Below are 22,678 nucleotides of genomic sequence, written 5' to 3'. Positions count from 1 at the left end.
GAGATATTTTATGCAACAAGAGAAAACAAACTTACTTGGTTTTAACCAAAAAGCTATAGAAGATTTTTTTGTTTCTATCGGTGAAAAAAAGTTTCATGCTAGGCAAGTCTTTAAGTGGATTCATAAAAAAGGCATTATAGACTTTGACTGCATGACAGACTTAGGAAAAAATTTACGTGCTAAATTAAAGCAACAATCAGAAATAATAGTTCCCAAAGTTGTATTTAGTAAAGTATCTAAGGATGGCACACATAAATGGTTAATAGATGTTGGTGGTAGCGCTGTTGAGACTGTATTTATACCTGAAGAAGGTAGGGGAACTTTATGCGTGTCTTCTCAGGTTGGCTGTACATTGAACTGTAGCTTTTGTTCAACAGGTAAGCAAGGATTTAATAGAAACTTATCATCAGCAGAAGTAATATCTCAACTTTGGATTGCAGCTAGAACATTATCAAAAAATAATGGTGAGCATGATTTTGGCGTGACAAATATAGTTATGATGGGTATGGGTGAGCCATTAATGAATTTTGAGAATGTTGTTCCAGCTATGGATATTATGATGAATGATTTAGCTTATGGATTATCTCGACGTAAAGTAACTCTTAGTACTTCAGGAGTTGTGCCAAGAATATATGATTTACTTGAGCAGTCTGGAGTATCATTAGCCGTGTCATTACATGCTTCAAATGATAATCTTAGAAATGAAATCGTACCAATTAATAGAAAATACAATATTGATGAACTTTTAGATGCATGTAAGTTATATGCTAAAAAAGGTCCTCATAAACATATAACTTTTGAGTACACATTGATGCAGGAAATTAATGATAATTTATTTGATGCAGAAGAGCTTGTTGAGTTATTAATATCTCGAGAGGTTCCTGCTAAAATAAACCTGATTCCTTTTAATCCTTATCCAGGAACCCCTTATAAGAAACCTAGTGGTAATAGAATTCATAAATTTAAAGAGTATTTACAGAATAGGGGTTTTGTTGCTACCATAAGAAAAACTCGTGGTGATGATATTGATGCGGCATGTGGCCAGCTTGCTGGTGATGTGATGGATAAAACAAAAAGAAAAGAAAGATATTTGAATAAGATTGGAGATACCGATGCAAACTAATCTTAAAAAGATTGTTACCTTAGTTATATTTGCAAGTGCTTTAGCTGCATGTGCAAGTTCAGAGTCAAGCACTCATAACCCTCCTACGCAGCAAGATTCTCAACAAAGCCAAAGCAAGTCTAATGATATTGTTGATGGTAATACAGCAGAATATACAGTTCCAATTAATACTCAAAAAGAGGCAGATTATAAAAAAGCTGCAGAATTATATGCTGAGCTAGCCATTACTTATACTAGTGAAGGCTACCTAGATAGAGCAAAAGAGAAACTTATTCGTGCAGAGACTTTACAAAAAGATCATGGTTATAATTTAGCAATTGTTGGCTATGCTGCGGGATATTATTATCAAAATATAGGTGTAAACTCTGTTGCAGGAAAATACTATAGAGATACTGTAGATGATCATTCCAAAAATTTTGAAGCTATAAATTTTTATGCTCAATTTTTATGTAAAGATAAAAATCAGTACACTCAAGCTGAAGAATTATTTGATAGGTCATTCTATCTTTCAAATAATGATAATATGGCTCAGACATTATTTTTATATTCAGAGTGTGCATATAAGCAAGGTAACAAAGCTCAAGCTCTAAAACTTATGGTAAGAGCAAATAAATTTAGAACAGATTATCGATCTGCTAAGCTAAAATTAGCACAGATGTATTTTGAGGAAAAAGAATATACAAAATGTTATAAAGTTATTTATAGTATGAAAAATGATAACCAATTTTTTTATAATAGAAAAGTCTTAGAATTAAGACTTAAACTAGCAGAATATGCTAATAATAAAAATGAGATTGCAACGATTAAACTTATTTTATCTTCTAGTGACTATAATGATGATGATATGAATCAGTTCTTCTCAAAAGCTGATATGGGAGATATAAAGAATGCGCAGACTAAATAAATCCGAAGAAAAAACTTCAGAAAGATTACAAAAAATACTAGCAAAATACGGTATTGGATCCAGAAGAAAAATAGAAGAGTTTATTCAGCAATGTAGAGTAAGGGTTAATGGTAAGGTTGCAACTATAGGTGATAAAGCTACAGATAAAGATAAAATTAGCTTTGATGGCAAGGCTTTACATTTATATGGTCAACCAATGACTAGACCTAGAGTTGTTATATATCATAAAAGAGAGGGAGAAGTCTGTACAAGTAAAGATGAAAAAGATAGAAAGATAGTCTTTGATTCTTTACCAAAATTAGCAAAATCTCGCTGGATAATGGTTGGACGCTTAGATATAAGTACTACAGGATTATTGCTTTTTACTACAGATGGAGATCTTGCTAATAGATTAATGCATCCATCTTATGAAATAGAAAGAGAATATGCTGTAAGGGTTTATGGAGAACAACTTTCTGATGAAACTATAAAGAAGCTTAAAGAGGGTATTAAGCTTGAAGATGGAGTAGCTAAATTTAATAATATAAAGTTCTCTGGTGGTGAAGGAGCAAATATTTGGTATTATGTAACTCTCTCTGAAGGTAAAAATAGAGAAGTCAGAAGGATGTTTGAAGCTATAGGTGCTACAGTTAGTAGGTTAACTAGAGTTAGATTTGGGAATATCATCTTACCAAAATATATATCTAGAGGGAAAACATTGGAGCTTACCCCTTCAGAGGTTAATAAACTTAGAAGGTCAGTTAAACTTAAAGAATATTCTTTTCCAAAAAAGTTAGTTGAAAGATTAGAGAAAAAATAATGAGTTTTGAAAGTCAGTTAGGCGATATCTTTGATTTAGATATTTGGGAATTAAAATCTCAATATAAATCGTTAAATCATTTACAAACTGATAGTAAACCTACAAAGCCTAAAGAATTTATTAGTGCTATTGAGCAAAAGCAAGTAAGTAGCGAAAAGCTAATTTATACAAACAATATTGATAGCAATAAAACTATCAATATATTTTTAGCAAATAAACCTAATGTTAGATTTTTAAAAAATATTGTAGATAATTTATTTTTTAATTCAAAAGTTAATGTCTATAAGGTTCAATCTTTAGGTCTTCGAAATGATCACGATGAAATTAATCTCTTCGAAAAAGATTTTATTGCTGATAATGGTAATATTTTAAGTGTTGAGAGTAAAAAATATATATTATCAAAGCTACATAAATATGCAGATTTTAAGCTTAAATGAATCTTATTTTGATAAAGTCATTAATCTTATACGATCTACAGATAATAGCTTTAGTTGGTCAGATCAACAAGTTTTAGACTCTATAGATCAAGATTTGGCTTTAGGCTTATTTGAAAATGAGAAACTAAGAGCAATCATTATTTTCAATAGTGTTTTTGAGACGGCTCAACTTTTATATGTTTGCGTAGATAAATCAGATCAAAATCAGGGTTTAGGATATAAGATTCTTAAATCATCTTTTGCATATTTGGTAGAACAAAAGATCTCAGAGGTTTTTTTGGAAGTTGATATTAATAATTATTATGCGATTAAACTTTATGATAAGCTTGGTTTCAAAAAAATATCTATTCGTAAAAATTATTATAAAAAAATGATGGTAGTTATAGTGATGCCTTAATTTGCCAATTAAAAATATATTAAATTAATAAAGACTATGCAACTAAGACAGCAGGGGTGCTATTTTATGGCTGAGATAAACCCTTAAAACCTGATCTAATTAGTATTAGCGTAGGGAGTTTGTTTGATATATTTACATAAAAGTGAATCATTCAAACTTCTATTATTTGCTAAATAATAGGAGATTAAAATTGGAAAATTTTGGTTACATAACTTTAAATATATGATCTCCCCCGTCAATTTTGGACACTTTTGATGTCAGGAAAAGGAGAGAGACATGGCTTACAAAAGATACCCAGAAGAATTTATGGATCAAGCAGTGCAGTTATGCTTAGCGGAAGATGCAAATCGTAAAGAAATAGCAGATAATCTAGGAATAAATTATAAAACACTCTGTACATGGATAACCAGCTACATGTCAAAATCTACCACACAAGATAAAAAGATTGATTATAAAACTCAATATCAAAATCTAATATCAGAGAATGCAGAGCTAAAAAAGAAACTTAAGAAAGCAGAAACAGAGCGAGAGATTCTAAAAAAGGCAGCGGCATACTTTGCAAACCCAAATACGTAAGGTATGCCTTTATACAAAGTCATAGAGATGTTATGGCTATAACAACATTATGCAAGACTTTGGGAGTAAGCACTTCTGCTTACTATAGGTGGATAGATAATCCTATAGGTAAAAGGCAACTAAATGACTATGATTTGGATCTGGCTATTATGCAAATATTTAATGATCACAAATCTAGATATGGTTCTGTTAGGATTTATAGGGAATTTAAAAGATAAAGGCTGGAAAGTAATACAACCGAGGGTATCAAAACGTATTAAATTATTAGGTTTACAGGCTAAAGCAAGTAAGAAATACAAAGTTACAACAAATTCTGATCATGACAAGAAAGTAGCGGGTAATTTACTTGATCAGGATTTTGATGCTCAAGATATTAATCAGAAATGGGTTACTGATATTACTTATATCCCTACCCAAGAAGGATGGCTATATTTGTGTGTAATTATAGATTTATTTTCAAGAGTAGTTATAGGTTGGTCAATGGATAAAAGAATGAAAGCAGAGATAGTATGTAATACTTTAAATATGGCCTTATTTAGAAGAGATTTTCCTACCGGTGTTATTATTCATTCTGATAGAGGTACACAGTATTGCTCATAGAAATTTCAAAATCTCATAAGTGATAATTGGTTATTATCTAGTATGAGCTCTAAAGGATGCTGTTATGATAATGCTGCTTGTGAAAGCTTCTTTGGAACTCTAAAGGTAGAGTTAGTGCATGATGAAAAATATAAAACTAGAGATGAGGCTAAATCTTCAATCTTTGAATATATTGAGGCTTATTATAATACTAAAAGGAAGCATTCAACTATAAATTACATGACTCCTAGTCACTTTGAATTATAATGAAGAATGAAGTTAACAACTGTCCCAAATTAGCAGGATAGATCAGTGTCACTTATAGTCTCTTGTTGCATGTTTATTTTAGTGTTTATTCAAATACTTCAATATTTATATTATAAAAATATATTTTCAAAACTTATTTTTAGAAAGCTTTAAAACAAGGTATAAATTTTATAGGTGTTTATGTTAAAATTCCTCTTAGCTGTATTTAATAATTTCAAGAAATAATGAAAAAAACATTTAAGATTTTGCTGCTATTATTTGCATGCATAATTTTCAGTAATGCTTTTGCAGATGGTAATAAAACTTCATATAGTCCTTATATGATAGGTCAATCATTGGGTAAAATTTCACATAAAAGCTTTAAAGCAATGAATAAAGAGCTTTCAAAGAAAGATTTTATTGCTGGTTTTGATGATACTATTTTGGATAAGAAACATGACTATAATAAAATATCTGATCAAGATTCTTATGAAATAGGAATGATTATTGCTACTCAATATAAATCAAACCTTAAGAAATTGATTAAGATTAATAAGAAAAATTCTCAAGAATTCGTTAAAGGTTTTAATAGTGCTGCAGATACAGATACTATTAAACTTACATCTCAAGACAAACAAATATTAAAATATTTTAAAAAATCAGATGATGAAGATAATTAAAAGTAATATTTATTGATATTATATTGATAAATAAAGCATGCTACTTTATTCTTAAGTCTAATTAATACCTATTTTTTAAAAAATGCAACAGCTTAAAAATATTCAGATTCTTATTGAACATGATATAAAAAATAACAATCAGCTTATTATAGACTCTCTTTCTTCGGATGTAGTTCTTATTAATCAGATTAGTCACTACATTATAAATAGTGGTGGTAAAAGATTACGCCCGCTTTTGGTTATGCTATTCTCAAGAGCGTTAGGTTATCAGGGTAATAAACACTTGTCTTGTGCTGCTATTATTGAGTTTATACATACTGCAACATTATTACATGATGATGTGGTTGATAATTCTGAGCTACGTAGAGGTAAAGAAACAGCAAATAATGTTTTTGGCAATGCTGTAAGTGTTTTGACAGGAGATTTTTTATACTCAAGAGCTTTTCAGATGATGGTTGGCTTAGATAATATGCAAATTATGCAAATATTAGCAGATGCAACAAATAAAATCTCTGAAGGAGAAGTTTTGCAGCTACTAAATGCTAGAAATTCTGAGCTTACAGAAGAAGATTATACAAATGTCATATATTGCAAAACAGCAAAGCTTTTTGAGGCTGCCTGTGAATTAGCAGGAGTTATCAGTTTGGATGAAAATAAGTATCAAGAATACCAAGATAATATTAAAGCTTATGGTGTTCACCTAGGAAATGCATTTCAGATAGCTGATGATGTATTAGACTATGTATCAGATGCTGAGAGTTTAGGTAAAAATATAGGTGATGATCTTGATGAGGGTAAAATGACCTTACCAACAATTTATGCTCTTGCAAATATTGATCAAGAAAAGCAAAAGATATTGAAAAATGCTATTGAAAATGGTCAGTATAACGTAAATGAGGTTGTCACGATAGTTAAAAATAGTGGTGCAGTAGAGTACTCTTATAAGGTTGCTTGTGAATATGCAGATCTAGCAAAGCATACAATAAGCTTTTTACCAAAGTCTGACTATAAACAAGCTATGATATTACTATGTGATTTAGCTGTAAAAAGAAAAAGCTAGATTATGAAGTTATATTATTAATCACTAAAAGTATAGTCAGTCTACTATAAAATAGTAATGCTAAATACTAAATCAAAGTTAGCAGATATTTATTTAAGTTTTTCGCGATTAGTGTAAATTTTATTGAGATCCTAAAATGAGCTTTCTGGATTATAGGGTTTAGTTATACTAAGTCTATTAAAGTAAAAATAGTATCTGATATTTGGAATGATATATTTTAGGATATCTTATTATTCAAAACTCTTAAGAGTTATTTTGAAAGAAAGAGCTTGGTTTGGTCCGATAGCAGCAGGAGCTCTTGTTCCATAAGCAGTATCTGGAGCACAATATAAAATAACAGTCGAGCCTGTTGGAATTTGTGGTATCGCATCTTTCCAGCATTGAATCAAGTTTGTAAGAGGGAACGAAACACCTTTGCTAGAGTCAAAGTTTACACCAATTAGTTTTCCTTGCTTGATAGCTTCTAGAGATTTTTGATTGTCTTTTTCATAAACAACAGCAGGGGTAGTTCCATCATATGCAATTGTTACTTTACTATTAGCACTTGGTTTTTTACCATTTCCTTCTTTTATCATTTTATAGTAAACACCATCATTTACTTTAGTAATTCCATCAATTTTTGAAATATCATTAATTAACTTTTCTGAATTAGATTTATTTTGTTCGGCAATATTAACTTGCTTTTTAATCAGTTTATTTTTTAGAGTTTCCATATTTTTTTTGATTTGGTCTTGTGATATTTTAGGTTGCTTACCTTTAAATGCATCTTCAAATCCTTCTGCAACTTTTGAGTTATCTATACCAAAGTTTTGATTAGCTATTCCTGAGCCAATTTGATAACCGATAGTATAACTTGCTTTAGAATTAATTTTCATTCCAGCTGACTCATTATTACTATATGCATTAACAGCTAATCCCATTAATGAGCATGATGTTATAACAACTATTTTTTTTAAATTCATGTTTTTTCCTTATCTATCTTTGTATATTATTTTTTGAAATATTAAAAAAATCAAAAAGTCCCTTGTCTAACATTTGTGATGGAGATATATTTGAAAGAGCTTTAAATATTACATTTTTTCTATCAGGATTTTTTTCTTCCCATTTGTTTAGCATATCTTTTGTAAATACTCTTTGCAAGTTATCTTGAGATCCACATAAGTTACAAGGAATAATAGGGAAGCTTTTAAGCTCTGAATATTGTGAAGTTTCTTTTTCATTAACAAAAGCAAGAGGGCGAATTACAATATTTCGTTTATCATCACTTAGTAGTTTAGGAGGCATTGCTTTAATCGTACCATTATAGAATATATTTAAAAAGAATGTTTCGATAATATCATCTCGATGATGACCTAGAGCAATTTTTGTTATATTATTTTCTTCAGCAAAATCATACAAGATACCTCGACGCATTCTTGAGCATAAGCCACAAGTCGTTTTACCTTCAGGAATTACTTTTTTGACAACACTATATGTGTCTCTTTCAATGATATGAAAATCAACTTCTTTTGATCTTAGATAGTTTGGTAAAATTTCTACAGGAAATCCAGGTTGCTTTTGATCTAAGTTTACAGCAGTTATATCAAACTTTATAGGGGCTTTTTGCTGTAATAATAATAACATTTCAAGCAAGCAATAAGAATCTTTACCACCTGATAGGCAAACCATTATTTTATCACCATCTTCAATCATATTATACTGATTAACAGCTTGAGCTGTTTTTCTAAGTATCTGCTTTTCAAGTTTTTTTAGGTTTTGTTTATTAGTATCAATCATTTCTTTTTAAAAGTCTTTGTTTTAAATCTGTAGGAAATTTTTGTAGTTTAAATGTTTTAGCGTTATAACATGCTAGCTTAGCTTTTGCTTTAGTAACTATTTTATCACTGCCAAGAATTCTTATTTCATAATCAAACTCAATACTTGCAACACCTAGTTTAGAAATCTGTTGTGTAACTTCTATTTTATTTGGATGTTGTAGAGCTACTATGTATTTGCAGCTTTGTTCAATAATTGCTAACTGAATCGAATTTTCTTTAGCCCAGTTCATAAGTCCAGTATTTTCATATGCCCATGTTGTTCTTGCTTCTTCAAAGTAATCAAAATATTTGCCATTATTAACATGATCATTTTTGTCAGTATCAGACCAACGAATATTAGTTATAATTTTAAATGGTTTTAAATTCATTATAATTACCTTTAATTAAAAGATATAAGACAATAGTGGCTTACGCGGGATTTCACAACTTTCTAATTGTACAGAATATTTTTTAGCAACATCAGCTGTTTTGCGAGCATAATTTTTTAAAAAGGAATTGTTCCTATGGCTGCCTCTTTTATATCCACCAATACCTTCATGATATGCAAGGTATAAGTCATAAGTGTTCGTTTTACTAATCCCAGTTTTATTATGTACATCGTTTAAATACCAGCCAATGAAGTCAACTGCATCTGAATAGTTTGAACGTGAAATAAAAGATTGTTTTGTTTGTTTTTTGTAGTGATCCCATGTACCATCCAATGCTTGAGAGTATCCATAAGCGCTAGAAGCTCTTCCTTTAGGAATAAATCCAAGATAATATTGCATAGATGGCTTGGCATCTGCTCGGAAAGAAGATTCTTGTCTTACAAAAGCCATCTGGACATTTAATGGAATTCCCCAGCGATTATATGAGTTCACCATATCATAATACCAGTCGGGATACTGATGGATAATACTACAGGCATTATTTATGTTTCTAGGCTGAGCAGTTGTACAAGATCCTAAGATTGCTATAATTGTAACTACACCTATTATTTTTATTATTTTTTTCATTATAAATACCTATAAAAAACACCTACTACTTTGTCTTGGAATCTACAAGCATTGTAACGATCTGAGCGTTTTAGATCATTTAACATTATTGAGAATGTTATACGATGATTTTTTGCTGTTAAAACATATCCTGAGAGAGTGGATACTCCAGAAAGAGTACCTGTTTTAGCATGGACTCTACCAAGAAGTTTGCCTCCCATTCTATAAGCAATAGTACCGTTCATTCCAGATGCTGGTAAGTAGTTATATAATTTTTTACCAATAGGACTATTAAATGTTTTTGTCAGGAAATTGACCATAAAATTTGGTGATACTCGATCTAGCTGTGAAAGGCCTGAACCATCATACATTGTTAATGCAGAGGTATTTAGCCCTAATTTACTATATATGATATTTTGTACCGCTTCAGTTCCTGATTTTGTAGACCCTACTCCTGTTTTTTTAAGAGCAACTGTATCTAAAATTGTTTCAGCATATAAGTTGTCAGAGTGCTTAAGTGTTTCGTCTATTATATATCCTATTGTAGCTGAAGATGTTGTTATTTGAGGGGGGTAACCTTTTGGAACTTTGCTTGCTATTGAGACATTACCATGCTTTATTCCATTATTATTTAAAAAATCTTTCACAGTATCTAATGTTTTTAAAGCAGGGTTTTTAATTGATAATTCAAACATTTTCTCTGCTGTCCTAGATAGATAACCACTAATATGTATGGTATTGTCATTGTCCATATATATTAGGGTTGCTTTTGAAGTGCTTGTATACTTTGCAGAGTTATCAATAAAAATATTGCTAGCATTACTTAGTTTTATTACCTTAGTGGAAAGACTATTTGGATTTTTTGCTAATTTTATAACTGTACAGTTTCTATTCATTGTGAAGCTAGATGCAGGTGCACCATAACAAAAACTACTATCTTCTTTTGACCATCCTTGTGGAATATATGGGCCAGATAAAACACCAACTAGATATATATCTCCAGTTATTTGTTTAATACCTTTTTGCATTTTTATATTTTTAATGAGCGTTGCAAGTTGAGTACCTGTTAAAGAAGGGTCACCAGAAAATTTTATATACATATCACTATATAAGATATGATTCTTAAGTCTACTAGATGGGTAATCTATAGATGTTGTAAATCTAAAATTACTAGGAAGTGTGAATAGTGCAGCTACCATTGTGAAGACTTTATTGTTACTTGCTGGTTTCATGGCTCTATTTTTTGCGTAAGAATAGAGCTCTTTGCCTGTCATGGTTCTTTGAGCTGCTATTGCAAAATTAGCATTTGTTAGACCATATTTTTTTACAAGATATTGAATTTCGCTACGTGTACCCGCTGCAAACGTATTACTAATAAATACAATAAATACAAATAATATTATTAAAAACTTAGTTTTTTTATGCAAAACTTCTTAATCCGTATAGTTTTATTTAAAATAATAGTAACTTCAGATGATAGCATTTTATCTAATATAAATACAGCTGAATGTTATAAGTTTTACATTAGTTTTGGTATGTTTTTTGCTTATAAAGAGGGCTTAATATACTATTTGTATTCATAAGCTTATATGCTATAATCGTTATCTGTAAAAGTTATCGTGGGCAAATGGCCCTTGGTTTTTTTAATAACTAATAAAATGGCATTTAAGTGAGGTGAGAGTATGCCAAGCGTTAGAGTTAAAGAAAGAGATCTTTTTGACGTTGTACTTAGAAAATTTAAAAGGTCTTGCGAGAAAGCTGTAATCGTATCTGAATTACGTCGTAGAGAGTATTTTGAAAAGCCAACTTGGGCACGCAAAAGAAAAAAAACTGAAGCTATTAAAAGAGCTCACAAGAGCAATAATGATAGCGAGAAGATAGTTTTTTAAATATTAAACCACCTCGAGAGCCTTAGGCTCTCATCTTTCACTAGGAATTCTTTTTTAAAATGTCACAAATTTTTGATCAATTGACTCTTGATATGAAAGAGTCTATGAAAACTAAAGATAAAATTAGATTAACTACCATTCGTATGGCTATGTCTGCTATCAAGCAAAAGCAGATTGATGAAAAAGTAGATATTACAGATGAGATAGTAATAGTCATTATTACAAAGATGATTAAGCAAAGACAAGACTCTTATAATCAATATATTCAAGCAGATAGAGCAGAATTAGCAGAAGGCGAGAAAAAAGAAATTGAGGTATTAACTCAGTACATGCCTAAACAACTTAGTGATGAGGAAGTTGTAACCATAGTTCAGAAAGCTATTGAGTCTGTAGGGGCAACATCTATGAAAGAAATGGGTAAAATTATGGCAAATGTAAAAAAAGAATTGGCTGGTAGAACAGATATGAGTAAAGTCAGTGCAATCGTAAAATCTAACCTAGTGTAAAATTGTAATTTTGACATCAATATGGCAAAGAAAGTCTCAAATAATTTTATAAAAGAGCTTGTTTCCAGTGCTGATATAGTAGATGTCGTCTCAAGATATGTTAATTTAAAAAAATCAGGCAAAAACTATAAAGGATGTTGTCCTTTTCATAATGAAAAGACTCCTTCGTTTTTTGTAACTCCAAGTAAAAATTTTTTTCATTGTTTTGGTTGTCAAGAGTCTGGAGATGCTCTTACATTTGTTAAGAAAATTAATAATCTAGAATTTATTGATGCTGTAAAAAATCTAGCTGAAATAGTTGGAAAGCCAGTAGAGTATGAAAATTATTCCCAAGAAGATTTACAAAAAGAGCAGCTATATAATAAATGTATTAGTTTTTTAGAGGTTGCACAAAAGTATTATCGGTGGAATCTGGGAAACTCAGAATCCAAGGATAAAGCAATAAATTATCTTAAAAAAAGAGGAATAGACAGTAATTTAGCTAAATCTTTTGGCATAGGGTATTCATCTGAGGGATGGAATAATATCACACAGCTTGCTAGATCTGCTAAAACAACAGAAGAAGTTTTAATAAGTACTGGCTTAGCAATAAAAAATGATAAAGGTAATGTCTACGATCGTTTCAGAGGTAGAATTATGTTTCCTATTCGTAATATTCAAGGCAATGTAATTGCTTATGGGGGGCGGGTTATAGATGATAATGATGGTGTTAAATATATAAACTCTCCAGAAACACTAGTTTTCCATAAAAATAATACATTATATGGTTTATATGAGTATCGAGAGTACAAAAAACAAAAATTAGAGAATTTAATACAAAGCTTGGTTGTTGTTGAAGGGTATATGGATGTAGTTGGTCTTGCACAACATGGCTTTCATAATGCTGTTGCTACATTGGGGACAGCCTTTTCACAAAATCACGCAAAAATTCTGTTTCGAGAAATAAATTCTGTGGTTTTATGTTTTGATGGTGATTTAGCAGGGCAAAAAGCTGCTATTAGAACTATAAAAATAGTCTTACCTCTGTTAGATGGAAATAAAAAATTAAAAATATTGACCTTATTTGATGATAAAGATCCAGATGATTTTATTAAAATTTATGGTTTAGAAAAGTTTAATGATGCTTTAGAAAATGCCTTACCAGTTTCAGAATTTCTAATAAAGAGTTTTGTGAATAATAAAGATCTTAGTAGAGCTGAATCTAAAGCTGAAGTTATAGAAAATTTAAAGAATTTTTTATCTGATGTCGATGATAATATTTATTCTGAAAGCATCATAGCAACTATTGCTGAAAGAATAGGTATAAAAACTGAGCAGATCAAAAAGTTGTTGAAAATCCGTAAACATAATAATTATGATGCTTTACAAAAAACTAATTTTAGTACTACTAAGCAAAAAAGACTTTCAAAAAACTTAGTTTTGGAAGAAGAGTTATTGTCTGAATTATTTGTAAATATTTCAGATTTTAGTATATTACAAAATAAATATGATTTTGAAATTTTTTCAGCAACAAAAAGTTTAGATTTTTTAACAAAAAGCTTGAAAATTCTAAAAGAAGACTCATCTAATGAAATTGAAACTGTTATACTTATACAGTTATTGGCAGAGGATTATCCTGACTATAGAGAGTACTTCTTTGAATTATTAAGTTATGGTATAAAGAATGCTAGAAAAAAATCTGATAGTGAAAATTATCACTTTCAGATCTTAAAAGATTTAAAAAGGATTGAAGGCTATAGTGTAAAAGAACAACTTAAACATTTAGGCTCTTTACCTTTTAGAACAGACGTCCAGGAGATGGAACGTAAATATTTGATTGCAAAATTAAGTAGCAAATAAAAAAATAAAACTCTATTGGAGTATTAGATGACAAAAGAAGATTTACTCTCAGATCTTAAAGATTTAATAATAGATAGTAAAGAAAGAGGTTACTTGACCAGGGCTGATATATTAGATGCTTTGCCAGGAGATGTTTCTGAGGATCCAAAAAAATATGAAGAAATAGAAGCGATACTTGTTGATGCAGGTATTGATGTCTATGACAGGACTCCCGAGATAGAAGAAGAAGATGAAAGAAAAGTTAGTGAAGCAAATCTTGATGATTTAAGAGGTAAAACTTCAGATCCTATTCGTATGTATATGCGAGAAATGGGAATAGTTGATCTTTTAGATAAAAGAGGAGAAACGGATATTGCTATTAGAATAGAAGAGGGTACTACAGAGGTTTTTAGTACAATTTTAAGCTATCCTATAGTTACTAAAACATATATTGAAAGATTCCGTGAGCTGGAAGAAAAAGCTTTAGACTACATGTCTTCTCAAGATATAGAGGAAGCATCTGCCGCTAAATATATTCGGTTTAATGAAATCATGGCTGGCTTTAGTGATGAGCAGGCAACTGAAGAGAAGGTTGCCGAAGATGATCATGATGAAAAAATAGATACACAAAGAGCTTATGAATTTTTCACTAATCTTGAGAAAACGTTTGAAGAATATCAAGAAAAGCCCACAAAGAAGCTTTATAATAAAATTGTTAAAGAATTTGAATGCTTAAGACTTTCAACTTCTCATTTACAAAAATTGGTTGACTATATTCGACTTCCATATGCTCGAGTTAAAGAGTTTGAAAGAAAAGTATTAAGATTATGTGTCGATAGAGCAAAAACTCCAAGGCCAGAGTTTTTAAAGGCTTATAAGATTGGTTCTACTGAATGGCTTAAGCCCTTAACAGAAAAGTACAAATTTACAGATAATATTGTTCGCGAAGTAACAAATCTTACTAAACAAATTAATCAGTTTCAAAACTTAATGATGATGGATATTGTTGAGCTTAAAAATGTTAATATTGAAATTTCAAAAAGCGAAGCAAAAATTACCCAGGCTAAAAAAGAAATGATTGAAGCAAACTTAAGACTAGTTGTTTCTGAGGCAAAAAAATATACAAATAGAGGGTTACACTTCTTAGATATTATTCAAGAAGGTAATATTGGCCTAATGAAAGCAGTAGATAAATTTGATTATCGTAAAGGTTTCAAGTTTTCTACATATGCTACATGGTGGATTCGTCAAGCTATTACTCGTTCGATTGCAGATCAAGCAAGAACTATACGTGTTCCTGTGCATATGATTGAAACAATTAACAAGGTTAATAGAATTAAACGTCAAATCTTACAAGAGAAAGGGCGTGAAGCTACTGAAGAGGAGATTATTGAATATACTCCTAACATGACGAAAGATAAGCTTAAGAAAATTCTTAACATATCTCACACTCCAATTTCTATGGAAAGTCCGATTGGTGATGATGAAGACTCAACTGTAGGAGATTTTATTGAAGATAAAAATAATTATTCTCCTATAGAAGCAGCTAATATAGAAAACTTAAGAGAAGCTATTAAGGAGCTTATTGATACTGGATTGACGGAAAGAGAGGCTAAGGTTCTTATGATGCGCTTTGGTATTGGCATGAATACAGACCATACATTAGAAGAAGTTGGTAAGCAATTTAATGTGACAAGAGAACGTATTCGACAAATTGAGGCAAAAGCTCTTAGAAAACTTAAGCATCCATCTAGATCTGCTTTCTTAAAAACTTTCTTGTAATTTATTTATCAATTATTAAATAATAATATACATTTGTTTTGTTGAGAATATAGTTTCATAAATATAGATTTACTTAAATTTTTATGATAAATTAATGAAATTTTATTTATATCTTAAAATCAAATGAAAAAAATATTACTTATGGTTTTATTGATTCCATACATATTGACTCTAAGTAGTTGTATTCTAACAGCATATGCTGTTGAGCAAGAAGCAGAGTATTCTGAAAATTTTGATTATTCTGTTGAAGAAGTTAGTTATGTAGTACTAGATTTATTTAGGAATAATAAAAATATCATACTGACTAAAAATATAATTACAGATGATAGAACTGTTATAGAAGGAAAAGTAAATTCTAAAAAATATAAAGTAACTTTTAGCATTAATATTTATGAAATTACAAAACATGCAGCAACATTAGAAATTAAATACGATATTTTTGGAAACAGAGTAAAATCTAAAGAGCTTTTATTAAGAGTTAAAAATGAACTACAGAAAAAATATTCTTAATATTATTAGACTAATTTAATAAATTCTTCTACATATTGTTTTTGAACTTTTGTAACATTAGTATCTTTGAAATTACTAATTTGACACATTTTTAAACCACTATAGCCACAGGGATTTATATAGCTAAAAGGTGTGAGATCCATATCTGTATTTATGGCTATACCATGATATGTTTTGCCTTGTTTGATCCTAAGCCCTAAAGAAGCTATTTTTTTATTATCAATATATATACCATGTGCATTTTCTATAGTATAAGCATTTATATTATAATGATTCTTCAGCATGTTTAAGCAAGATTGTTCAATTATAGAAATAAGTTTTTTAGCACCTAATTTATTTCTTTTTACATCAAGTAAAAAATATATAACTGCTTGGCCTGGGCCATGGTAAGTAACTTGACCACCTCGATCAGTTTCAACTATTGGGATATTATGTGAATTTATAATATGCTCAGATTTCCCATGTTTACCTTGAGTAAACACAGCTGGATGTTCAACAAGCCATATCTCATCATTTACATTTTCAGTACGATTTGCTGTGAACTCAATCATATCCTTAAATACTTTTGAGTACTCTTGTAAGCCTAAGTTTTTTTGTTGAACTTGCATGATCGGTATTTATCGCTTGTGATTGATGAAACTCTATAGAACCATATGCACTTCTGGGTGTCCAGAAATTTCTTTGTATATATTATCTAATTGTTCTTTACTATCAGCTGTAAAAATAGCAGTTATAGATATGTATTTACCAGTTTTACTTTCTTTAGTGTTGAAATTTATTTCGCTATGATTAGGAACATATTTTTCAAATACATTTAAAATAAACTTAACAGTTTCTTTTTGAGGGTTTGCCATTACTTTTATAGGAAACTGGCAAGGAAATTCAAAAAAAGTTTTTTTATTTTCATTATCAGACATTGTCATTCCTTAATTATTTTACCACCAGCCTTTTTGAGAGACATCATTTTGTGCTACTACTGGAACACTTGCTATTTTCTCTTTTAAGTTGCCAACTGTAATAACAAGGCTACCTACAGCTTGACCTTTAGTTATAGGTGCTTTAATGCCTGAATTAAATTCAACACCTTGTTTAAGATGAGGGATATATGTTTTAGCGACAGTTTTATAAATATTCTGGTTAGATGAAACAGTTATTTTCTGACCTGTTTTTGCATTAGTAATATTATTTGCACTAATTGTTACGGGGGAATTCGCTTTGTATAGTAATATGTTCTGATATTTTGTCAAAGAATATCTTAATAATTTAGCTGATTCAGAAACTCTCTTAGCTGAACTACTCGTACCAAGTACTACAGAAATAAATCTTTCACCGTTTAATTTTGCTGAAGAAACTAAACAATATCCTGCTGCTGCAGTATGGCCTGTTTTCATACCGTCAGCACCATCAAATGTAAATAGAAGTTTATTTCTATTATTTTGTAATACAAAGTTATTACGTTTAGGGAATAGTTTACTACATTTATCCTTAGCAGAGTCATCTAAACCTTTTATAGTGTAACTTTGTATAACTTCTCCATTTGATCGATCAAATTTAGGTAAACATTGCTTACGCTCTGCAATACTAACAGAATCTTGTTTTGTTGCATTCCAAACTAGACCTCTTTCATCATATATTTTATATGCCTCAGGGAAGTTATATATATAAGACCTTGCTAATAAAGCCATGTCATGAGCAGTTGTGTACTGAGTACCTCCAGGCAAACCATCTGGATTTGCAAAATGAGTATTGTTCATACCAATAGCTTTAGCTGTTTGGTTCATTAAGTTTGTAAAAGCTTCTTTTGTTCCACCAATATACTCAGCAAGAGCTATAGTAGCATCATTTCCAGATACTACATCCATACCCCTTACTAAGTTTCTCATAGAAACTCGTGCTCCAGCACGAACGTACATTTTTGAACCACCTGTACTAGCTGCATCTTGACTGATTGAAACTTTTGTATTCCAAGTTAGATTACCAGCCTTAATTTCACTAGCAACAATATATGATGTCATCATTTTAGTTAGACTTGCAGGTTCTCTTCTAACATCCATGTTTTTTTGACTAACTATATCTCCAGTACGATAGTTCATTGCTACCCATTCAGGAGCATCTAATTGAATTTGTACAGGTTTTACAATAATGTCTTTTTGTTTAATACCATTACCGCCATTAAAGTAAGGATCAGAGCTTGCAGATATATTAGGGGCTGCGATAGCAATGCTTGTAGTTAAGGTAGCTGTTAGTAAAATTATTTTCTTTAAATTCATATTTTCCCTCTTTAAAATTTATTAAAGCGTATGTATTTTCTTAAGTATTTATTCGGCTATTTTAATATTTATATAATATAAATACAAAGGTTTTTATGTTAGACTCTCACATAGTGTATCAGGTGTTTATAATTTAGCAAAAATAAAGGAGAAATTACTATGCTAAAAAATATACCTTGTGGAAAAGATATTCCAAATGATTTTAATGTTGTTATTGAAATACCTCAAGATAGTGATCCAATTAAATACGAGTTTTGCAAAGATAGTAATATGATTGTGGTAGATAGGTTTATGTCATCTGCAATGAGATATCCTTGTAATTATGGTTTTATACCAAATACTATTTATGACGATGGTGATCCAATTGATGTGCTAGTTATTGCTCCATATCCTTTGGTTACTGGTTGTGTTATAAACTGTAGAGCCGTTGGTGTTTTTAAGATGGAAGATGATGGTGGTGTTGATGCTAAGATTATTGCAGTACCAAATCATAAACTAACTAAAGAATATGATCATATTAACGATATTAACGATATACCAGAAACATTAAAACGTAAGGTTGAACATTTCTTTACTCATTATAAAGATCTTGATTCTGGTAAATGGGTTGAAGTTGATGGTTGGGATAATGCTGACTTCGCTAAAAAAGAAATTGAAAAATCTGTCAAAAACTACAAATAAACATCTAAAACAAATCTATACTTTATTAAGCATTTCTAGACTTTAATTGATTATAAGTTTGTATAATATTAAACCTAATCTAATACTGTCAACTTAATATTTTTTTTAAAGCTCTTAAATAATAGCAGTTCAGTAGGGGTTATTTTGCATATAGGTAAACAAGCTCTTTTGTCTTTTATTATTTTTGTCTTTTTCTTATTTATGATAATATCTTTACTGAGAATAGATATTTTATATAAGTTAGATGAATGAAAATAAATAAGTCAAAAAATATTAAATTACTAATACTTGATATTGATGGTGTATTAACTGATGGAAAAATAATTATTTCCAATAGTGGTAATGAATATAAAAACTTTAATGTTAAAGATGGTTTAGGTTTGGTTTTGCTTCAAAAACTTGGCCTAAAGATAGCTGTAATAACAGGTAAAAGTTCTAGGATTGTTGCTGATAGGTTAGCAAGCTTAGGCTTAGATTCTGAAGATATATTTCAAGGTCAAAAAAATAAACTTAGAGCTTATGAGGTATTAAAAGAAAGATATAACCTCGAAAATAAGAATATTGCGTATATAGGTGATGATCTGCCAGATATAGCTTTAATGAATAAAGTGGCTGTTTCAGCAGCACCAGCAGACTCTATTGGTATAGTGAAAGATTATGCTGACTATGTTTGTCATCATAATGGTGGTGACGGAGCAACTCGAGAATTTTGTGAATATTTAATAAAACATTTAGGGCTTCATGATAAAGTAGTTAGAGATTTTGTTGAATTTGGTGAGGTAAAATAGGATATAATGAAATTTTTTACTAAATATTCACTTTTTGCTAATACCTTTTCTATTGCTGTAGTTGTTGTATCAATAATGTATATAAGTTATAAAGCTCTTCAAGGTGGTATAAGTCCTAATTTAAAGCATAAAGATAAAAGTAAAGTTGAGCTAACTGCTTATAATTTTCATTATAATGAATATGATAGAGACGGAGATTTAAAAACAAATTTTATTTCAAAGAAATTAGAGCAATACACTAATGAAGATGTTAAGATGACAGATCTCATTGAGAAAAGTTATGATAAAAAAACTGGTAAAAAAACTTGGCAGATTAAGTCAAAGCATGGTTTCTCCAGTAAAGAGACAAATGAGAATTTGGTACATTTGTATGATGGGGTAGATGCTATTATGTTCTTAAAGAAAAATCCCAATGATGAAAAAAAGCAAACTTCATCAGGTAATAGTGATAAATACTCACCAGATATGATATATATAAAAACTTCAGAAATGTACTATAATACCGATTCTAAAGATTTCTATAATAATAATTTTGTTAGAATATATGATCCCAAGACAGGTAATAATACAACAGGTGTTGGAGTCAAGGGTAATGCTGAATCAAAAATCATTAATCTTAACCAAGATGTAAGGAGCTACTATGCGTCAAGCTAAGTTAATGCTAGCTGCTCTAAGTTTATGCTCTTTATTTAATAATTCATTTGCTATTAGTTCTAGTATTGCAACGAAAGAGGATAATGTGACGGCAAATGAAAAAGAAAATAATTCAACTAATAATGTTTTAAAGGAATATGGGCCCATAACTATTTGTTCAGATAGAGCTGTATATGATGCAAATAAAAAGCGATTGATTTACTATGATAATGTCTTTGTTATGCAGATTCATCATAAACATATTTTATGTCATAAGCCACGTATATTAAAAAAAGGTATAGATTACTTTGAAAGAGATAAAAAATATTCCTTTGAACAGTTGCAAAAGAAATGGTATGAAGAAGCTAAAAAGCTTTGTGATAGTGAAAAAGAATGTAATTTAATTTCTGGACAAAGGCTTGTTATGCAATTAAATAAAGATAAAAAAGTTAAGACGTTAACTATGGAGTCTGAAGGAATGGATAGATCACAGTTCTATACATTCCCAACTAATCCTACACAAAATTTTATTGATAGTAAAAGAATCACCAGAGGCCCTGTTACAGGAGTTGCTAAGAAAATTATATATAATGTAGTAAATAAAAGTTTAGAATTAGATAAAAAGGCAAAAGTTACACAAAATGATAATCAGTATCGTGGTGAGAAAATCATCTATGATATTAAACATGATTTAGTGTCTATTCCAGGAAGTAGAAATAGACGTTCAACAATTGTGTTAGAGGGTATATCAAAGCAAACTAAAATCAATACAGGGTTAACCCCAATTTCTGACTACCATAAAGATGTTGAAAAACCTCATGTAATTGGGCTAACTGGATAGTTGTTTTGAGAAAAATTGGATAATAGGTTTAAAATGGAAAAATATACATTAGAAGCAAAAAGATTAGGAAAAAAATATGGTTCACGCTGGGTTGTGAATAATGTTTCTATGAAAGTTTCAACAGGAGAAATTGTAGGATTGTTAGGTCCTAATGGTGCTGGAAAAACAACATCTTTTTATATGATTGTTGGCTTAGTCGCAGCAACTCGTGGAAAAGTCCGTATGGGAAATGAAGACGTTACAAAAATGCCTATTCACTTAAGAGCAAGAAGAGGATTGGGATATTTACCTCAAGAAGCATCTGTTTTTAGAAAATTGAGTGTTGAAGATAACATTGTTGCTATTTTAGAAACACGTAAGGATTTAAGCAGAGATCAAATTGATGAAAAATTAAATGAACTTTTAGATGAATTTAGTATTCAACATATTCGTAAAAGTTTAGGAATGAGTTTATCTGGTGGTGAAAGAAGAAGAGTTGAGATAGCCAGAGCACTTGCAATGGATCCTAAATTTATTCTTCTAGATGAACCTTTTGCTGGGGTTGATCCAGTTTCTGTAATAGAGATTAAAGAAGTTGTAAGACATCTTAAAGACCGAGGTATAGGTGTTTTGATTACTGATCATAATGTACGTGAAACACTGGATATTTGTGAACGTGCATATATTGTAAATGCAGGAAATATGTTGGCATCAGGTACTCCAGAAGAAGTTCTAACTGATGAAACTGTTAGAAAAGTATATCTTGGTGAAGACTTTAAGCTATAGTGATTATGAAAATGAATACATTAAAATCAAAAGTAATCTGTGTTGGTCGAAATTATGTTGAACACATATATGAATTGAATAATGAAACTCCTGAAAATCCAGTTATTTTTTTAAAACCAAACTCTAGTATTTCTAAAACTTTAAAATTATCTGATAAAAGGGAAATTCATTATGAGTGTGAAATAGTCTTTAGTTTTGATAATAAATCTAAGATAAAAGCTGTTGGTGTAGGTTTAGATCTAACAGATAGAAAATTACAATCAACTCTTAAAGCTAAAGGGTTACCTTGGGAGCTTGCAAAAGCTTTTGATAATAGTGCTGTAATTAGTGATTTTGTTGAGATATCTGAAAATGAAACACCAAAGTTAAGCTTTAAAGCGTATAAAAATGATATTCTCATTCAATATGGTAATTATGAATTAATGATGTACAAGCCTGGTCAGATTATTGAATTTTTAAAAGATAATGATATTTCAATATGTGAAAATGATTTGCTGATGACAGGCACACCTAAAGGTGTTGGAATAGTGGGTATCAATGACAAGTTTAAAATTAAACTTTTTTGTGATAATAATAAAATTTTGGAAACAAATTTCTAGGTAT

At 30.0% G+C, this 22,678-nt stretch carries 28 protein-coding genes, 1 pseudogene and 1 riboswitch; of the genes and pseudogenes, 21 read left to right on the top strand and 8 right to left on the bottom strand.

The window, feature by feature from the left end:
• Positions 1-10 precede the first annotated feature (10 nt).
• The 10 genes and pseudogenes from rlmN (at position 11) to CDV26_RS06210 (ending at position 6,801) form a co-directional block, all read left to right on the top strand.
• Entirely contained in the window at positions 11-1,123 is a 1,113-nt protein-coding gene (rlmN, locus tag CDV26_RS06255; protein WP_088772550.1) for a dual-specificity RNA methyltransferase RlmN, read from the top strand.
• Positions 1,113-2,027 carry a pilus assembly protein PilF gene (locus tag CDV26_RS06250; protein WP_088772549.1) on the top strand — a complete coding sequence of 305 codons (915 nt, stop codon included), beginning with the start codon at positions 1,113-1,115 and terminating at the stop codon, positions 2,025-2,027. The genes rlmN and CDV26_RS06250 overlap by 11 nt, the downstream gene beginning before the upstream one ends.
• Positions 2,011-2,826 carry a 23S rRNA pseudouridine(2605) synthase RluB gene (gene rluB, locus CDV26_RS06245; protein WP_088772548.1) on the top strand — a complete coding sequence of 272 codons (816 nt, stop codon included), beginning with the start codon at positions 2,011-2,013 and terminating at the stop codon, positions 2,824-2,826. Before CDV26_RS06250 ends, rluB begins: the two co-directional genes overlap by 17 nt.
• Entirely contained in the window at positions 2,826-3,263 is a 438-nt protein-coding gene (locus CDV26_RS06240) for a chloroquine resistance protein (RefSeq protein ID WP_088772547.1), read from the top strand. Before rluB ends, CDV26_RS06240 begins: the two co-directional genes overlap by 1 nt.
• A pseudogene (locus CDV26_RS06235) lies at positions 3,241-3,683 on the top strand (GNAT family N-acetyltransferase). Before CDV26_RS06240 ends, CDV26_RS06235 begins: the two are co-directional and overlap by 23 nt.
• A 19-nt stretch (positions 3,684-3,702) precedes the next feature.
• Positions 3,703-3,795, top strand: a riboswitch (TPP riboswitch).
• A 141-nt stretch (positions 3,796-3,936) separates the two neighbouring features.
• Complete coding sequence (locus CDV26_RS06230; protein ID WP_088772156.1) at positions 3,937-4,236, top strand: transposase; 300 nt, start codon at positions 3,937-3,939, stop codon at positions 4,234-4,236.
• A gap of 162 nt (positions 4,237-4,398) precedes the next feature.
• On the top strand, positions 4,399-4,836 hold the full coding sequence (locus CDV26_RS06225) for a DDE-type integrase/transposase/recombinase (protein WP_157671328.1): 438 nt from the start codon (positions 4,399-4,401) through the stop codon (positions 4,834-4,836).
• 42 nt (positions 4,837-4,878) lie between these two features.
• Complete coding sequence (locus CDV26_RS06220) at positions 4,879-5,082, top strand: IS3 family transposase (protein ID WP_088772546.1); 204 nt, start codon at positions 4,879-4,881, stop codon at positions 5,080-5,082.
• Positions 5,083-5,306: 224 nt separating this feature from the next.
• Complete coding sequence (locus CDV26_RS06215) at positions 5,307-5,741, top strand: hypothetical protein (protein WP_088772545.1); 435 nt, start codon at positions 5,307-5,309, stop codon at positions 5,739-5,741.
• 82 nt (positions 5,742-5,823) lie between these two features.
• Positions 5,824-6,801, top strand: a complete 978-nt coding sequence (locus tag CDV26_RS06210; protein ID WP_088772544.1) for a polyprenyl synthetase family protein — start codon at positions 5,824-5,826, stop codon at positions 6,799-6,801.
• 230 nt (positions 6,802-7,031) lie between these two features.
• On the opposite strand, the gene CDV26_RS06205 is transcribed toward CDV26_RS06210, so the two are convergent.
• Genes CDV26_RS06205 through dacB form a run of 5 tightly spaced genes read right to left on the bottom strand, consistent with a single transcriptional unit; the run spans position 7,032 to position 11,019 of the window.
• Complete coding sequence (locus tag CDV26_RS06205) at positions 7,032-7,763, bottom strand: FKBP-type peptidyl-prolyl cis-trans isomerase N-terminal domain-containing protein (RefSeq protein WP_088772543.1); 732 nt, start codon at positions 7,761-7,763, stop codon at positions 7,032-7,034.
• 13 nt (positions 7,764-7,776) lie between these two features.
• Positions 7,777-8,577, bottom strand: a complete 801-nt coding sequence (gene ttcA, locus CDV26_RS06200) for a tRNA 2-thiocytidine(32) synthetase TtcA (protein WP_088772542.1) — start codon at positions 8,575-8,577, stop codon at positions 7,777-7,779.
• Entirely contained in the window at positions 8,570-8,986 is a 417-nt protein-coding gene (locus CDV26_RS06195; RefSeq protein ID WP_088772541.1) for an acyl-CoA thioesterase, read from the bottom strand. The genes ttcA and CDV26_RS06195 overlap by 8 nt, the downstream gene beginning before the upstream one ends.
• A gap of 15 nt (positions 8,987-9,001) precedes the next feature.
• A complete protein-coding gene (locus tag CDV26_RS06190) occupies positions 9,002-9,613 on the bottom strand; it encodes a transglycosylase SLT domain-containing protein (protein ID WP_088772540.1) in 612 nt (203 codons plus the stop codon).
• Entirely contained in the window at positions 9,613-11,019 is a 1,407-nt protein-coding gene (gene dacB / locus CDV26_RS06185) for a D-alanyl-D-alanine carboxypeptidase/D-alanyl-D-alanine endopeptidase (RefSeq protein ID WP_088772539.1), read from the bottom strand. The genes CDV26_RS06190 and dacB overlap by 1 nt, the downstream gene beginning before the upstream one ends.
• Before the next feature lie 255 nt (positions 11,020-11,274).
• On the opposite strand from dacB, the gene rpsU reads away from it, so the two are divergent.
• The 5 genes from rpsU (at position 11,275) to CDV26_RS06160 (ending at position 16,097) form a co-directional block, all read left to right on the top strand.
• Entirely contained in the window at positions 11,275-11,481 is a 207-nt protein-coding gene (rpsU, locus tag CDV26_RS06180) for a 30S ribosomal protein S21 (RefSeq protein WP_088772538.1), read from the top strand.
• 59 nt (positions 11,482-11,540) lie between these two features.
• Positions 11,541-11,987 carry a GatB/YqeY domain-containing protein gene (locus CDV26_RS06175; RefSeq protein WP_088772537.1) on the top strand — a complete coding sequence of 149 codons (447 nt, stop codon included), beginning with the start codon at positions 11,541-11,543 and terminating at the stop codon, positions 11,985-11,987.
• 21 nt (positions 11,988-12,008) lie between these two features.
• Complete coding sequence (gene dnaG / locus CDV26_RS06170; RefSeq protein ID WP_088772536.1) at positions 12,009-13,826, top strand: DNA primase; 1,818 nt, start codon at positions 12,009-12,011, stop codon at positions 13,824-13,826.
• 27 nt (positions 13,827-13,853) lie between these two features.
• Positions 13,854-15,587: an RNA polymerase sigma factor RpoD gene (rpoD, locus tag CDV26_RS06165; protein ID WP_088772535.1), complete on the top strand. Its 1,734-nt coding sequence runs from the start codon at positions 13,854-13,856 to the stop codon at positions 15,585-15,587.
• A gap of 123 nt (positions 15,588-15,710) precedes the next feature.
• Complete coding sequence (locus CDV26_RS06160; protein ID WP_088772534.1) at positions 15,711-16,097, top strand: DUF3568 family protein; 387 nt, start codon at positions 15,711-15,713, stop codon at positions 16,095-16,097.
• Positions 16,098-16,102: 5 nt separating this feature from the next.
• On the opposite strand, the gene lipB is transcribed toward CDV26_RS06160, so the two are convergent.
• The 3 genes from lipB to CDV26_RS06145 are packed head-to-tail and all read right to left on the bottom strand — an operon-like array spanning position 16,103 to position 18,367.
• Positions 16,103-16,708, bottom strand: a complete 606-nt coding sequence (gene lipB / locus CDV26_RS06155) for a lipoyl(octanoyl) transferase LipB (RefSeq protein WP_088772533.1) — start codon at positions 16,706-16,708, stop codon at positions 16,103-16,105.
• Between the two features lie 30 nt (positions 16,709-16,738).
• Positions 16,739-17,014, bottom strand: coding sequence for an HP0495 family protein (locus CDV26_RS06150; protein ID WP_169709720.1), 276 nt, complete (start codon positions 17,012-17,014; stop codon positions 16,739-16,741).
• A gap of 18 nt (positions 17,015-17,032) precedes the next feature.
• A complete protein-coding gene (locus CDV26_RS06145; protein WP_088772531.1) occupies positions 17,033-18,367 on the bottom strand; it encodes a D-alanyl-D-alanine carboxypeptidase family protein in 1,335 nt (444 codons plus the stop codon).
• Between the two features lie 159 nt (positions 18,368-18,526).
• On the opposite strand from CDV26_RS06145, the gene ppa reads away from it, so the two are divergent.
• The 6 genes from ppa (at position 18,527) to CDV26_RS06115 (ending at position 22,674) form a co-directional block, all read left to right on the top strand.
• Positions 18,527-19,048: an inorganic diphosphatase gene (gene ppa / locus CDV26_RS06140; RefSeq protein ID WP_088772530.1), complete on the top strand. Its 522-nt coding sequence runs from the start codon at positions 18,527-18,529 to the stop codon at positions 19,046-19,048.
• 248 nt (positions 19,049-19,296) lie between these two features.
• Complete coding sequence (locus CDV26_RS06135; RefSeq protein WP_088772529.1) at positions 19,297-19,836, top strand: KdsC family phosphatase; 540 nt, start codon at positions 19,297-19,299, stop codon at positions 19,834-19,836.
• 6 nt (positions 19,837-19,842) lie between these two features.
• Entirely contained in the window at positions 19,843-20,490 is a 648-nt protein-coding gene (gene lptC / locus CDV26_RS06130) for an LPS export ABC transporter periplasmic protein LptC (RefSeq protein ID WP_088772528.1), read from the top strand.
• Positions 20,477-21,310: an LptA/OstA family protein gene (locus CDV26_RS06125; RefSeq protein ID WP_088772527.1), complete on the top strand. Its 834-nt coding sequence runs from the start codon at positions 20,477-20,479 to the stop codon at positions 21,308-21,310. Before lptC ends, CDV26_RS06125 begins: the two co-directional genes overlap by 14 nt.
• A 33-nt stretch (positions 21,311-21,343) precedes the next feature.
• Complete coding sequence (gene lptB, locus CDV26_RS06120; protein ID WP_088772526.1) at positions 21,344-22,075, top strand: LPS export ABC transporter ATP-binding protein; 732 nt, start codon at positions 21,344-21,346, stop codon at positions 22,073-22,075.
• A 5-nt stretch (positions 22,076-22,080) separates the two neighbouring features.
• Positions 22,081-22,674: a fumarylacetoacetate hydrolase family protein gene (locus CDV26_RS06115; RefSeq protein WP_088772525.1), complete on the top strand. Its 594-nt coding sequence runs from the start codon at positions 22,081-22,083 to the stop codon at positions 22,672-22,674.
• Positions 22,675-22,678: the final 4 nt, after the last annotated feature.

It is taken from the genome of Francisella halioticida (assembly GCF_002211785.1).
GTDB classification, from domain to species: Bacteria; Pseudomonadota; Gammaproteobacteria; order Francisellales; family Francisellaceae; genus Francisella; species Francisella halioticida.
The sequence above is the reverse complement of the archived record's forward strand: the minus strand, read 5'-3'. Positions and strand labels throughout refer to the sequence as shown.

What these genes read in the sequence shown, in the direction of transcription:
- ppa (WP_088772530.1), top strand. Translation starts at nt 18,527, where the DNA reads ATGCTAAAAAATATACCTTGTGGAAAAGATATTCCAAATGATTTTAAT.
- ttcA (WP_088772542.1), bottom strand. Translation starts at nt 8,577, where the DNA reads ATGATTGATACTAATAAACAAAACCTAAAAAAACTTGAAAAGCAGATA.
- CDV26_RS06225 (WP_157671328.1), top strand. Translation starts at nt 4,399, where the DNA reads ATGATCACAAATCTAGATATGGTTCTGTTAGGATTTATAGGGAATTTA.
- CDV26_RS06195 (WP_088772541.1), bottom strand. Translation starts at nt 8,986, where the DNA reads ATGAATTTAAAACCATTTAAAATTATAACTAATATTCGTTGGTCTGAT.
- CDV26_RS06150 (WP_169709720.1), bottom strand. Translation starts at nt 17,014, where the DNA reads ATGTCTGATAATGAAAATAAAAAAACTTTTTTTGAATTTCCTTGCCAG.
- CDV26_RS06230 (WP_088772156.1), top strand. Translation starts at nt 3,937, where the DNA reads ATGGCTTACAAAAGATACCCAGAAGAATTTATGGATCAAGCAGTGCAG.
- CDV26_RS06145 (WP_088772531.1), bottom strand. Translation starts at nt 18,367, where the DNA reads ATGAATTTAAAGAAAATAATTTTACTAACAGCTACCTTAACTACAAGC.
- CDV26_RS06210 (WP_088772544.1), top strand. Translation starts at nt 5,824, where the DNA reads ATGCAACAGCTTAAAAATATTCAGATTCTTATTGAACATGATATAAAA.
- CDV26_RS06190 (WP_088772540.1), bottom strand. Translation starts at nt 9,613, where the DNA reads ATGAAAAAAATAATAAAAATAATAGGTGTAGTTACAATTATAGCAATC.
- rluB (WP_088772548.1), top strand. Translation starts at nt 2,011, where the DNA reads ATGCGCAGACTAAATAAATCCGAAGAAAAAACTTCAGAAAGATTACAA.
- CDV26_RS06160 (WP_088772534.1), top strand. Translation starts at nt 15,711, where the DNA reads ATGAAAAAAATATTACTTATGGTTTTATTGATTCCATACATATTGACT.
- lptC (WP_088772528.1), top strand. Translation starts at nt 19,843, where the DNA reads ATGAAATTTTTTACTAAATATTCACTTTTTGCTAATACCTTTTCTATT.
- CDV26_RS06205 (WP_088772543.1), bottom strand. Translation starts at nt 7,763, where the DNA reads ATGAATTTAAAAAAAATAGTTGTTATAACATCATGCTCATTAATGGGA.
- CDV26_RS06215 (WP_088772545.1), top strand. Translation starts at nt 5,307, where the DNA reads ATGAAAAAAACATTTAAGATTTTGCTGCTATTATTTGCATGCATAATT.
- rpoD (WP_088772535.1), top strand. Translation starts at nt 13,854, where the DNA reads ATGACAAAAGAAGATTTACTCTCAGATCTTAAAGATTTAATAATAGAT.
- CDV26_RS06125 (WP_088772527.1), top strand. Translation starts at nt 20,477, where the DNA reads ATGCGTCAAGCTAAGTTAATGCTAGCTGCTCTAAGTTTATGCTCTTTA.
- CDV26_RS06240 (WP_088772547.1), top strand. Translation starts at nt 2,826, where the DNA reads ATGAGTTTTGAAAGTCAGTTAGGCGATATCTTTGATTTAGATATTTGG.
- CDV26_RS06135 (WP_088772529.1), top strand. Translation starts at nt 19,297, where the DNA reads ATGAAAATAAATAAGTCAAAAAATATTAAATTACTAATACTTGATATT.
- lptB (WP_088772526.1), top strand. Translation starts at nt 21,344, where the DNA reads ATGGAAAAATATACATTAGAAGCAAAAAGATTAGGAAAAAAATATGGT.
- rlmN (WP_088772550.1), top strand. Translation starts at nt 11, where the DNA reads ATGCAACAAGAGAAAACAAACTTACTTGGTTTTAACCAAAAAGCTATA.
- CDV26_RS06115 (WP_088772525.1), top strand. Translation starts at nt 22,081, where the DNA reads ATGAAAATGAATACATTAAAATCAAAAGTAATCTGTGTTGGTCGAAAT.
- CDV26_RS06175 (WP_088772537.1), top strand. Translation starts at nt 11,541, where the DNA reads ATGTCACAAATTTTTGATCAATTGACTCTTGATATGAAAGAGTCTATG.
- rpsU (WP_088772538.1), top strand. Translation starts at nt 11,275, where the DNA reads ATGCCAAGCGTTAGAGTTAAAGAAAGAGATCTTTTTGACGTTGTACTT.
- dnaG (WP_088772536.1), top strand. Translation starts at nt 12,009, where the DNA reads ATGGCAAAGAAAGTCTCAAATAATTTTATAAAAGAGCTTGTTTCCAGT.
- CDV26_RS06220 (WP_088772546.1), top strand. Translation starts at nt 4,879, where the DNA reads ATGAGCTCTAAAGGATGCTGTTATGATAATGCTGCTTGTGAAAGCTTC.
- CDV26_RS06250 (WP_088772549.1), top strand. Translation starts at nt 1,113, where the DNA reads ATGCAAACTAATCTTAAAAAGATTGTTACCTTAGTTATATTTGCAAGT.